The organism is Nitrosospira sp. NRS527, from assembly GCF_018406445.1.
GTDB lineage: Bacteria > Pseudomonadota > Gammaproteobacteria > Burkholderiales > Nitrosomonadaceae > Nitrosospira > Nitrosospira briensis.
The window spans coordinates 2,298,699-2,311,192 of record NZ_AP024515.1; the positions used below are offsets into that span (position 1 = coordinate 2,298,699).

At 51.2% G+C, this 12,494-nt stretch carries 7 protein-coding genes and 1 pseudogene; 3 read left to right on the plus strand and 5 right to left on the minus strand.

Annotated features, from left to right (window positions below; translation table 11 throughout):
• Positions 1-15: 15 nt before the first annotated feature.
• Positions 16-798, minus strand: coding sequence for a Stp1/IreP family PP2C-type Ser/Thr phosphatase (locus tag KJS40_RS10340; protein WP_213537556.1), 783 nt, complete (start codon positions 796-798; stop codon positions 16-18).
• A 194-nt stretch (positions 799-992) separates the two neighbouring features.
• Between KJS40_RS10340 and nirK the strand changes: the two genes are divergently transcribed.
• Entirely contained in the window at positions 993-2,384 is a 1,392-nt protein-coding gene (nirK, locus tag KJS40_RS10345) for a copper-containing nitrite reductase (protein WP_213537558.1), read from the plus strand.
• Positions 2,385-2,503: 119 nt separating this feature from the next.
• Here the strand turns inward: nirK and KJS40_RS10350 are convergent, their stop codons facing one another.
• Entirely contained in the window at positions 2,504-3,397 is an 894-nt protein-coding gene (locus KJS40_RS10350) for a hypothetical protein (RefSeq protein ID WP_213537560.1), read from the minus strand.
• Positions 3,398-3,755: 358 nt separating this feature from the next.
• Positions 3,756-4,007, minus strand: a complete 252-nt coding sequence (locus tag KJS40_RS10355) for a hypothetical protein (protein WP_213537562.1) — start codon at positions 4,005-4,007, stop codon at positions 3,756-3,758.
• 514 nt (positions 4,008-4,521) lie between these two features.
• On the opposite strand from KJS40_RS10355, the gene KJS40_RS10360 reads away from it, so the two are divergent.
• Entirely contained in the window at positions 4,522-5,268 is a 747-nt protein-coding gene (locus KJS40_RS10360) for an ecotin family protein (RefSeq protein WP_213537563.1), read from the plus strand.
• 765 nt (positions 5,269-6,033) lie between these two features.
• Here KJS40_RS10360 and KJS40_RS10365 read toward each other — a convergent pair.
• Both KJS40_RS10365 and KJS40_RS10370 read right to left on the minus strand, forming a co-directional pair.
• On the minus strand, positions 6,034-9,162 hold the full coding sequence (locus KJS40_RS10365; RefSeq protein WP_213537565.1) for a tetratricopeptide repeat protein: 3,129 nt from the start codon (positions 9,160-9,162) through the stop codon (positions 6,034-6,036).
• Between the two features lie 151 nt (positions 9,163-9,313).
• Complete coding sequence (locus KJS40_RS10370) at positions 9,314-10,381, minus strand: hypothetical protein (RefSeq protein WP_213537567.1); 1,068 nt, start codon at positions 10,379-10,381, stop codon at positions 9,314-9,316.
• Positions 10,382-12,055: 1,674 nt separating this feature from the next.
• Here KJS40_RS10370 and KJS40_RS10375 point away from each other — a divergent pair.
• Positions 12,056-12,484: pseudogene (locus tag KJS40_RS10375) on the plus strand (integrase core domain-containing protein); the annotation flags it as partial.
• Positions 12,485-12,494 lie beyond the last annotated feature (10 nt).

Sequence of the window (12,494 nt, forward strand, 5' to 3'; positions counted from 1 at the left end):
TATATGCCAATATCATCAATCGGCGTGATTGCCGTCTTGCTTAATGGATGAATCCGCTGAATCCTGATCGATATTTACTTCACATAGTATTACCGTGACATTATCTCTTCCCCCTGCAGCAATAGCCGCCGCGATCAGCTCTTTGACCTTGTGCTGGATCGATATCGAGGAAAGCAGGATCTCCTGGATCGCTGAATCCGCGACCATATCCGTTAGCCCATCCGTACACAGCAGAAAAATGTCATGGCTGAGTCCCGCGCCTGCCAGAATATCGAACGACACCGATGGATCGATCCCAAGCGCTTGCAGGATGATGTTTTTCCGCGGGTGATGTTTCGCTTCCTCCGGCGTCAGTGTTCCATTGTCCACCAGGCGCTGCACCAGGGAGTGGTCTTTGGTCAACTGCCGCAAGATGCCATCCCTCAGCAAATAGATTCTGCTGTCTCCGACGTGACCGATAACATATCTGTCCCCATCAAACACGAGAAGATCGCCGGTACATCCCATCCCTTCGTCATCGGGATACTGTGCGGCATGGTCGAATATCCGTTCATTTGAACACCTGAAGACTTTTCGGGCAAGTTCATGGTCTGATTCCCTTAAAGAAGGAGCACGGTTGCGAAAAACAGCTTGCGCTGTTTCAATAAAATAACGACTGGCAATTTCACCCGCCGCGGCGCCGCCCATCCCGTCCGAGATTGCAAAAAGCCCAGCTTCAGGCATGACCAGGTAAGCATCCTCATTATTGTTGCGTAACAGTCCGATGTCAGTTGCGCCTGCCGAAATCAGCTTGACCATATAAATCCTAAATCCAGGGAATCAGGTCCGGGCAAAACATCCGATAGCACCCGATCAATTACTCATGCCATTTGACATACCGGACGGATATACAGTTCTGATTAAAGCAGGTATTCTTACCGGGAAGGCGAGCTTCATGGAAGCACCCCACAGTACGGGTACTGCATAATGTCTAACTTTTCAAAAGAGAAAGCATGCGGGCATTGATTTTTCTGTTGGCGACGATTTGTATATCGAGCTTCAGTTCGCTATCGTTTGCCGCCGAACACAATCATGGCGATGCCGTCACCTACACGCCCGATGTTACCTTTACCTTACGCACCGACATCGCGGACGGCAAACTGGTCTTTATCGGTGAAACCGATGCCATTGCGAGCAAGATCAACCCCGATCTGAAAGTACCCGAAGGCGCGGTTGTCCAGATCAACCTGATCAATGGCGACGGCGCCGTCCACGACATCGCCATTCCTGAATTCAGTGCGAAGTCCGGCAATATCACGGCAAAAGGCGCAGCCACTACGATAGTATTCCGTGCAACGCGCACCGGCAAGTTTGAATACCTCTGCACGCTGCCTGGCCATAAGGCCGCCGGCATGTTCGGCCAACTCATCGTGGGTACCCCGGAGGAGCAGGCAAAAAGCAATGCAATAGATGTTGCACAGGATCCCTATGCGGTAGGCGAACCTGTCGGTAACCGCGGGCCAAAACACGTGATGCTGGATCTCGAGTCCACTGAGATCGAGGGTCGCCTCTCGGATGGCAGCACCTATAAATACTGGACCTTCAACAACAAGGTGCCGGGCCCATTTGTGCGCATAAGGATGGGCGACACAGTTACCGTCAAGCTGCGCAATGCAAAAGACAGCGCCCATATCCATTCGATAGATTTTCACGCGGTTACGGGTCCGGGCGGAGGCGCAGCAGTCACCCAGGTTGCGCCTGGTCAGCACAAGAGCTTCACTTTCGAGGCACTGCACCCGGGACTATTCGTTTATCATTGTGCGACTCCCATGGTCGCTCAGCACATCGCAAATGGCATGTATGGAATGATTCTGGTTGAACCGGAAGGCGGTATGCCGGAGGTCGACAGGGAATTCTACGTAATGCAGGGCGAGCTCTACACCGCGCAACGGCATGGCGCCCCAGGCTTGCATGAGTTTTCGCTCGAAAAGCTTCTCGCCGAGAATCCGGGTCACCTTATGTTCAATGGAACCATGGATGCCCTCACAAAAACGTACAAAATGAAAGCAAACGTGGGCGAAAATGTGCGGATATACTTCGGCGTGGGTGGTCCCAATCTAACCTCGAGTTTTCACGTCATCGGGGAGGTGTTCGATAAAGTATATGATCATGCTTCGCTGACCAGTCCGCGACTAACCGACGTACAAACCACGCTTGTCCCGCCTGGCGGCGCCACCATAGTGGAGTTCAAGGTGGATTATCCGGGTCAATACATACTGGTCGACCACGCGTTGTCGCGCATGGAGAAAGGGCTGGCAGGTTTCCTGACGGTCAATGGCAAGCCAAACCCGGCAATATTCAACAGCAGCGAAAAGACCGGCGTTACCTCCGGCCGTCAGGAATAATGCCGACGGCGACGGCAGGAACGAAATAGCTTCAAGCCGTACTGCTACGCATCGGCTCGAAGCTTCTCACGCCACGCCACTACACAGTCCAAAAGAGCTGCAACCAAGGATAGTTCCGATCAACGAAAGGTTCCCAGAAAACCATGGGTATGGTCGAAGGAATCAACATATTCACCTACGATCTCTCCAGCGTCATTGATGCCAAACGCGCGTGTATGCTTTGCTCGCGGAACGTTAAATGTTTCCACGCCACGCGCTTCCGTAAATATAAATCCCCGGTCGATCCCGTCCTTGGTATAGGTTCCGACGTGCCTGACCTCATCCGGCGCATCGGCATCGTTGATGCCGTAAGCATCGCTTCTGGTAGCGCCCGGGATTACGATGCGCTCGGCGCTCGCAATGTCAGGTCCCGACAAATAAAAAGCGCTGAACTCACCCGTGGCCTCCTGTAGTGTTCCTGTCATTCTTCGCGTGTTGTTAATGCCGAAGGTTTGCGTCGACAGGTCGTTGAATACGCTGATGGGACCGCCGGGGCCGGGCGGAAAGGTAAAGCCGTAATTCCTGCCCGCCATGTCCGAGAAGGTGCCGACTATGAGCCCGCCATCGTTAATGCCATAGGCAGTGGGAATCGGGGGATTACCGGGAAAGGATATAATACCCCCATCCAGCAGAAACGCACGCTGTCCGAATGCATCGCGAACGGTACCCACAATCTCGCCGGGGCCGGAATTATTAATGTCGAAAACCTTAACCTCAATAGCTTCATCAATGACAAGTGTGGCAAAGCTGCTTTGAGGATCCCGCTGGAACCCATTGATATTTCCTGCTTTATCGACATAGTACCCAACAATGGAGGCGGATCCCGCCGAACTGGCGTTGTTTATGCCACGCGGATGAGTGGATACGGCCCCCGGAACGTCAATATCGGTAAAGACAGTGGGTATACTGGAGCAACCGGCAATTCCGCTTACCAATCCGAATCCAGCGATCCAGACGATTAATTTGTTTTTCATCTTCGCCTCCTCTAGAAAGACCCGTTCCTCGAAACGCTGCGGCCCAACGCAAGCTGCCACCAGGTTTGCGCATCGATAATTGCACGGTCAGCCATATTAACGATAGCCAAGATTCTGAAAAATGCAAGGACGCTAGAGGTTTCGCTCAGGGGAGCATATATAAAGATCGCGCAAATACGCCGGTATCAATCCGGTTGCTGGAAACGCCTGATTATCCCCAAAACCTCCACCATTTAATTTGATATGGTACGGCGGCGCCGTATTACGTATGGGAAAGCGCTCCTGAATCCGGCTTAGAATTCAGGAGCGCCAATAACGAAATCTTTATTAACTTGCACGATAATTGATGGCCGCGACATTACTCCTTTAGAACGCCACCATGCTGTCCTCCACTATGCTGGGTTCCCGTATGCTGGGCATCTTTTTCATGACTTATTTCAGGAGGGCAATCGCGGCCCTGTGTCGCCTTCGAATTAGCATTCTTATCAGATTTAACCTGAGACTGTTCATTCCCCAAAAGTGCGGTATTAGGTTCTCCAGCCCATGCAGTAGGGAAAGAGAAGCCAACAGTAGTTACCAAGGATAACAATAACAATTTTGCGGTTTTCATTTGAACCTCCTCTACTATGTGCAAGGTATAAATAAATAACCAGCGTCAACCATAGTTGGAAAGCCTTACTTATGTCCACGGGTTCGCCAACTACCGGAAATTTTGTCCGCTGGCCGCCACGATTATTTATAGTATATAAAACCATTTTTTAAAAGTGGCTTTATAAACGAGCTGGATAAGAGCCTTTTTGAAGTAGAAGCGGCCTCAATTCAACATCTCCTGATGCCCGTATCACGCCGCCTGCAAGTCTGAATAACATTACAGCTTGATACGCTCCACGTAATTTCTCAGGTTATCCTTCGTCAAGCCAGTTCTTTCAGAAGCGATTCGATCGGGCAACCGAAAGTGAACTTACCCTGATGTAGCAAGAAACAAGACCTGATTCCTACCTTATAACGAGAGGGTGATGCGCACAATGAAAGAGATAGCAATAATCGTATTCCTGTTATGGGCCGGCAGCTCTTCGGTATTTGCAGCCGACAACCTGAAGGCATTTCCGGCGGCTGAAGAAGGCATGACACGCCATGTCATCACTCTGCCCCAACAGGCAGATGAAGCCGATTTCAGAGTTGAGCTGATCATCGGCAAGACCGTCAAGGTTGATGCTGCCAACCGATATTTCTTTGGCGGCCAACTCGAAACTGAAAGCATTCCCGGTTGGGGATTTGAGCGACATGTTTTACGCCAACTGGGGCTCATAGCCGGAACCCTGATGGCTGTGGATCCGGCTGAACCACGGGTCGATCGTTTCATCACCCTTGGCGGTGAGGCCAAACTGCTGCGCTACAACAGCCGACTGCCGTTGGTGGTTTACGTGCCCCATGATGTCGAGGTTCGCCACCGCATCTGGCGGGCGCAGCCTGTGGATCGCTTTGTGCAGAAGTTGGCTTTGTCAGGTGAACAAACCGTTGTGGTGGCCGAGGGTGACTTTGAAGCACGATCGATCGGGAGCTACAGTGTGCGCCTGTACTCAACTGGCAACATGCAAGTGAACGACGATGCGGGGATTTTTGCGTCGGGATTGATCCGGTTGAGAAGCGGCACACTTGAAAAAGTGTTTCTCCAAAACCTTGGGCTTGGCGAAGCGCCCAGTTTGATCGTCACGATGCGATCAGTTGGCACTGGCTCTTATCTGTCGGCGGATGCTTTCAAGATCGTTGGAAATAAAGTCGTGCTGCATGCATCTATTACAGAAATGTCCGCTGATGCGGATCCTGTTGTTGCTCTGAAGGCTGTTCTGAAAACATCCAAGAAAAAATGAAACGGAAGAATTTTTCCTGACCTGGTTCCTACCTTTTTCCGCCAAATTTTGGCGCCGCCTCTCTGGCTATTTTGAAGCAGGTTGAATCTATGGGGTCACCCATTAGCCGCACCCGTGGGGCGAAACCAATTTTCCCTGCTGCTTTTTTGGGGAAGTGAAACAGGTATTAAATCACGACGCGGTACAGTCCTTGGGACGATACTCTCATCTCTACCCCGAGAGGGTGAGAGGGTGAGAGGGTGAGAGGGTGAGAGGGTAAAAGAGTTTATCCTGCGTTTGCCTTTCACAAAAAAATCCGCACCACGTTAAAACGTAAATGCGGATTTTAATGTCTAAGTTACTGATAATATTGGTGGGTCTGGCTGGACTCGAACCAGCGACCAAAGGATTATGAGTCGGGAAAAGTGAGAAAACAACAATAAAGCACAACATAGTAGAAAAATATTTTCAATTGCTTAACTACTTTGGGTTCTCACTGCTTGTTGTCGTCTTTTATCTCTTAGTGTGCCAAAAATGTGCCATTTCCGTTCATGCACCACAAGTCTTCAATTCAGAAACAATTAAGGGCTAGTCCTGATCTTGCCACTAATACACAGTCATTCTTGAGATTATCTAGACTCTGTTGCTCACCACGCTAAATTAGTGCTGAGTTGTGATCAACTAGATGCGTTCGGTTACAACTCAGATGTTCCGGAACCCGAACCCCTGTCATTCAAACATAGGCGCAGCGGACCTGTACTCACGTAACTAGGCAACTGGGACGAATCAATTTTGCGCTGGTTGCATTTTACTTTCCAACTCGGTCCAGTCTCCTGACGGAATGAAACTGGCCCAATAGTTGGGGTGACTGTAATTTTCTTTGCTCAACATCGCAAGCTGGGCTTGCCGCAGTGCCTCGGGGCGGCTCATGTTGGAAATGAGGTGTCGGTAGTAATCGACCATTAGGTCCTTAGTCGCGAGATCATCCACTTTCCACAAGCTCATCACTTGACTTTCGGAGCCTGCAATCACCAATGCACGCCGTAGCCCAAACACGCCTTCGCCAGTATGAACCTCGCCTACCCCGGTTTCACACGCCGAGAGCACCACGAGCTTAGTTCCCCATAAATCAAGACTTGCGGCTTCAAGTGCCGTCAACATCCCGTCCTCCGTGCCGGATTGAAGCTGGTTTGCATCTGCGAGCGCCAGCCCGGAACGTAGTAGAGGATTTTCCATTCTTCGTGCCCAATGCATGCCGTCATTCAGTGAGTGAAAATTCCGATTGTCAACTAGCTCTTCTTGCAAAGCAGTTAAGAAAAATCCATGGGTCGCGACATGTAAGATTTGCGGTCCGTTTAGCTGCTTGAGCGCAGACTCAGTAGCTTGCTTGCCAGTTAATACTTTTACACCTTTCGGGAGAATCCCGGCGATCGCTTGGGCTTCCGCAGCAGTATTCCGCAGTCGCGTGAATTCTTTCCCCGGGCGCGCAATTGGGCGTCGACTCGCCGGATCCTGCTGGGCTCGCGTGGTTTCAGCCACGTTCTCAAAGAGTCCATAATCAACGTCTGCAACAATCGTACCCTGCTGCCGACTTTGGGCCTTAGCTTGTAAGCGCAACAGATCGCGGCCGGAGCTTAGGTAGGTGAACAAATAGCGCTCGATCAGATACTGGTTGTTTTCATCGGCTAGGGCGCCGAACGGCACCAGGTTGAGTGCACCATCCGGGGAGAGAAGAACGGTCCGCGTCTTTCCAAGTAACTTGCGGACCGGAAGCATCACTTGCTTATCGAGTTCCCGCGCTACGCGAGTGACGTAAACACTTCTGGGATTGGCAAGACCTTGCCGAAAGTCTTCAACCATGCGTTCGATGGCAGTAGCTTCTCCGAGATCAACCGACATGGGATCACCTTGCCGACGAAGCACGTAAGCAATGTAGCGCGGCGGACCCCAACTCTCCTGATACGTCTTCCCTTTAGGGTTAAAAGGCCTGTAAACTGCGAATTCCACCAATGCCGCATCATCCGGAATCGCCTGCTGCACCCGTTCGGGTGTAATAAATTCTGTCTGTGCGCGGAACTCGGCGCTACTCACACTGATTTTTCCCTCAAGCACCTGAGCTTCTTCTTCCAGCTTTGTCATCCTGCTGCGGTATTCCTCAGGCGCCATTGTTAGCTGATCATGACGCGCGACCACATACAATTCTGCACGCTGGCGATTTACTGACGAAAGCTGATTTAGCAGCGCACCATTCTCCGGGCTCAGGCGACGACGCAATTCGCTGTAGCTATCGGTAAGGGCGTCGAGTATGCGCCCCTTTCTTTGCAATATTGTGGTTAACGCCAAACGGGCTGCATCTGGCGCGTATACGCCCGTCGCCAGATGCAGCGAGATGGTTCGATGAGTATCCCAGCCAATTGTTGCAATGTATGCACGTTTTTCGTATTCGGAGCCTTTAGCAAGTAACAATCTCAGATGATGCTCGCGAATAGAAGTGGAGCGCCGAAACAACCCGACAGCTCGCACGATATCGCCATGCATCCATGAGCTTATTGCAATATTATTCAGACTTGTGGCGACATCAGGGTGATCTCGGCCCAAGGCATTCTCAAAGATGGCTAGCGAACGTTTAAGGAGTGGCTCGGCTTGTTCGTACTGGCCTTGATCTTGGTAGAGCAACGCGAGATTGTTCAGATTTTTGGCTACAAGGGGGTGGTCCGAGCCTAGAGCCTTCTCCCAGATTGCAAGCGAACGTTTAAGGAGTGGCTCGGCTTGCGCGTGCAGATGTTGTTTGTTGTATAACACCGCAAGGTTATTCAGAGTCAAGGCAACATCGTCGTGATCCGAACCGAAAACCCGCTCCTTGACTGCCAGAGCGCTCTTGTAGAGTGGCTCCGCCTCCGCGTACCGGCCTTGACTGTCGTAGAGGCTTGCGAGGTTGTTAAGGTTAGCGGCGACATCAGGATGATCGGGCCCGAAGACCTTCTCACGGATTGCGAGCGAGCGCTTAAGGAGCGGCTCCGCCTGCACGTACTGGCCTAGTGCCTCGTAGAGCACTGCGAGATTGTTAAGGCTCGTTGCTACTTCGGGGTGATCCTGGCCGCGAGTCTTGTACCGGATTGCAAGTGAGCGCTTAAGGAGCGGCTCGGCCCGCGCATACTGCCCTTGAATACTATAAAGAGCCGCGAGGTTATTAAGGCTCGAAGCAACGCTATCACCATCCGGGCCGAGGATCTTTTCCCATATTGCCAGCGAGCGCATGTAAAGCGTCTCGGCCTGCGCGTACCCGCCTTGGGCTTGGTAAACGGCCGCGAGGTCATTCACGTTAGCAGCCACCTCTGAGTTATCCGGCCCGAATGCCTTCTCGCGGATTGCAAGCGAGCGCTTATAAAGCGGCTCGGCCTGCGCGTACCGACCCTGCGCATAGTAGAGCACCGCAAGGCCGCTCAGGCCCGTGGCCACATTGACGTGGTCGGGGCCGAATGCCTTCTCACGAATTGCGAGCGAGCGCTTATAAAGCGGCTCGGCCTGCACGTACCGGGCTTGGGTACGGTAGAGCGCTGCGAGCCGGAGCAGGCTGGCAGCCACAACGGGGTCGTCGGGGCCGAGGTCCTTCTCCATAATCGTCAGCGAGCGCTCATAGAGCGGTTCCGCCTGCACATACCGGCCTTGGGCTTCGTACATCATCGCTAGGTTGGTCAGGCTCACAGCAATAGCGGCGATAAGGGGAACCCGTTCTTTCTCGGCGACATCAAGGGCTTCCTTGGCCAACAATACCCCCTGATCGTACTGGCCCTTTTGATAAAGAGCCTCCGCCCTTGCGGTAAGGTTTTGCCATTCAAGGCTTTGAGCCTGAACACACGTTACAGAAACGAGTGAAAACACTAGACTGGACAACAGCTTTATAGGTTTTTTCATGTGTTTACTATTATTCGGTGCAGATTGAGTGCCCAGGAAAACCCGCAAAAATATCTGGAATTTTCCAGTTCATCATTTCTCAATCACTTGCTATTTTATCGCCACCAAATCAAACCTCATGGATGCGCTACATAACCACCACACATTATCGTTAGTTTTCGCTATCGCGGAGCGAAAGCTTGTCCCGCTTGATATACGAATCCAACGAATTTAATACGGCAGGTAATGCCATCGCAAGTACCGCAATGGTTGTCCTTATTTTCAACCGCAATTGAGGCAAACTCCGCGCTTCCCAAAAATGTTCTTGTGCGGCTTGATTCATGAATTCCTTGACCCACGACTCAGCAAGTGACGGGGGAACCGCGGAAAGATTCTGCAACAGATAATTGGAAAAAGGGACTCCTGTGCTCACGGCGCTGGACGCCGATATGATATATGGCCCATCCCGATTATCGCCGGGTAAGTGCCTCATCAGGTGTCGTGATCGGGGATAATCATAGTGTTCGAGCACCCATCTCGCCAGCAATTTAATGTCGGTGATGGCGGGAGGCGGACCGTCGACAGGCAAATAGGTAATGTTAAGTTCGCTTGGTGCGAAGTATCTCTCCAGTCGGGCAATATCTGGAAGCAGTAGAAGATAGGCTTCAATCGCTTTTAAATACCGCTCGCGCGTGGTCTCACTTGGTGGTCCTCCCAATAAAAAATAACTGATAAGCCCATACCCCTTATGCTCAGGCTGTTTAGGGAGGAGAAAAGATCGGCCCGACTCACGCATGCCCCGCTCATCATTTGTGTGGATGTCGCTGTTTAACTCGATAGATTCGACAAATATCTGGAGCGCGCATTCCGCAACGCTCACGCCAGGTGCCGTGACCCGCACGTTTGCAACATAATTGCCGGGCTTCGCATTTTTTAGGTCCCACTGAACCGCAGCAGTTTGGCCTCTAATATGCCCTCCATTCACTGACCACTCGTACGTCAACTTCGCGGGGGATAATTTGCCGTTAGAAGTGGTAACCCAAACCTTCAAACGAACTGACTGCCCAAGCGAAACTAATGGAGTTTCAGGACTACAAGATACAATTAACGAATTATCACGAGCTTTTGTCTCCGCTTCGAGCGTTTCATCGTACGCGGTAGACAATGCTCCAAAGACAGATGTGGCATATGCCATCATCATGAGAGCACTGTGAAAGGAAACGGTGCTGGAAATCCTCATTACGGTTTGCCTCTCTTGTGAGGTAAGCGCGACCACAGCCAGCGAGCTGTTAGTATAATTATTAGATATATGCCGACAACCAGCGTAGTTTCCGGCGCCGTTAGCGTATCGCCAGTCTCAAAGAAGAATTGCCAAGTGAGGAGCGATAAAAGGATAACTGGAACGAGTATCGTTACCGCTATGCTCAGTTTCTGGTCTTTCATTCGTGAAATGTGGGCACAAACGAAAAGACGACCTTGCCGATCTTATCGACAACCGTCTTCTGCAGCGATGCTTTTCTTGGAGAACTTTTTGCTTGTTCGCCAAAACAAAGCTCAGTGAGGGATGTTGGAAAAGGGCGCAAGACGCTCAGTGTTAGTCAACGTTTCATTCTGTTACTAAGCAACCGCGAGTATAGCCAAAATTGCTATATCGCCCAGCTTTATTTCTGCGCTATTCATATTCATTATAGTAACTCTAGATTAAGTGCAAGCAATCATCGTAGAATTTCTTCATCCGGCACATCCGGGGCTTGGTCATCCAGACATACGACCCTACCCCACCAACGCGGCTCGGCGTCTCGAGTGACTCGCGAGTCACTCGAGACGCGCTAAAACGAACGATGATCCTGCCTGATGCCGAGGCACTATTCGCCAATGGGAGACAAGAGGCCCTAGCAGAGCTAGGGGAAATATTAAACAGTTTCTCTTTCGTTTCTCCCTAAATGGGGTGATGGCACCCCGCAGCCGCGTGGCTACTTCACGATGACCGTGCGGCAAACATTCACCATGTACGATGAGTATGGGCAAACAAGGGACGACAACCGATTGTCGCAGGCATCAAGTGATCAGAGCAGCCCTCATCGAACGGGTGTTTTAGATCAAAAAATCATAGAGCCTCTCTAATCGTGTTAAATAATCTTGAGCGGCCTTTTTTCCCATCCACGGTGAATTAACGCTACGGTACAGGCCGTGCCGATCCAGGGCTCACCACCGCTGCGATTTGAGCCGGAGTAAGGCGAACGTGAAGGGCTTTGAAATCTTCGTATTTCAGCCCACGATCACCTGCAGCCTGGTTGCTTCCAATAGGCTTGTAGTTTCGATTCACGAGAATGCACGTAGCAGGAATCACCGTGGCTTGAATAAAATATGGCAAATCTCGTTGCATCTCAAAGTAGGCACGGGACGCTTTACGGATCGGATACCGCAGCAATGCAGAGTTTAGGGAAGCAATGGCACAGGCGGTTGCCTCTGCAGCGTACCTATGGCTACGGGAGATGTCAGGAAGGTGAGAAATTGTAAACGGCATGATTCTTTGCTCCACGGTTGGTAGTAATGACAGCAATTAATTACGGGAACCATCGTTTTTGGGGAACCCCAGAACTGCGACCCCAAGTTTCAAAGACCGCCGCCTTATCCGTTCCTTCAATTCTTCAACATCCCTATATGGTTCGCTCCGTTTCGGTTCATTGCGTCCATTAAACATCCCGAACTCTTTTCCTAACAACATTAGCGCCTGGTTGGATGCAGGAATATTGGGTCTGTAAGCCTTGACGCGGATTTACATTACACACTGCACTAAAATGACGTGAACACGCAGAAGTAATGGGTGTTCGCATTAAGTGGTCCGGTGCGTTATTGCGCTGAGCCACTTCTACACATCGCTTTTTGAGATGCTAGAAAATGGCCAGCGCCAGTTGATGACTTCACCAAGGAAAGCATCGTCACCGAGGTCGATACTTCTATTGCGGGAGAGCGCGTGGCGCGTGTACTGGATCGCATTGCAGGGCTGCGCCCTTTGCCCCAGATGATCAGGGTCGATCATGGGCCCGAATTCACCAGCCTGGCACTCGATGCATGGGCTCATGCTCGCGGGGTAAGGCTGGCGTTCATCCAGCCAGGCAAGCCCACGCAGAATGCCTATATCGAAAGCTTTAATGGTCGATTCCGAGATGAATGTCTTAACGACCATTGGTTCTTAACCTTGCATGAAGCACGAGTTCTCATCGAAGCATGGCGCAAGGATTACAATTCAAAACGGTCACACAGTTCCCTTGGTAATATCACGCCAGCAGAATTTGCGGCCACACATCATGACCCTACCCCAATAAACAGTACCGATTAAAAGTAGAATT

What these genes read in the sequence shown, in the direction of transcription:
- KJS40_RS10340 (WP_213537556.1), bottom strand. Translation starts at nt 798, where the DNA reads ATGGTCAAGCTGATTTCGGCAGGCGCAACTGACATCGGACTGTTACGC.
- nirK (WP_213537558.1), top strand. Translation starts at nt 993, where the DNA reads ATGCGGGCATTGATTTTTCTGTTGGCGACGATTTGTATATCGAGCTTC.
- KJS40_RS10350 (WP_213537560.1), bottom strand. Translation starts at nt 3,397, where the DNA reads ATGAAAAACAAATTAATCGTCTGGATCGCTGGATTCGGATTGGTAAGC.
- KJS40_RS10355 (WP_213537562.1), bottom strand. Translation starts at nt 4,007, where the DNA reads ATGAAAACCGCAAAATTGTTATTGTTATCCTTGGTAACTACTGTTGGC.
- KJS40_RS10360 (WP_213537563.1), top strand. Translation starts at nt 4,522, where the DNA reads ATGACACGCCATGTCATCACTCTGCCCCAACAGGCAGATGAAGCCGAT.
- KJS40_RS10365 (WP_213537565.1), bottom strand. Translation starts at nt 9,162, where the DNA reads ATGAAAAAACCTATAAAGCTGTTGTCCAGTCTAGTGTTTTCACTCGTT.
- KJS40_RS10370 (WP_213537567.1), bottom strand. Translation starts at nt 10,381, where the DNA reads ATGAGGATTTCCAGCACCGTTTCCTTTCACAGTGCTCTCATGATGATG.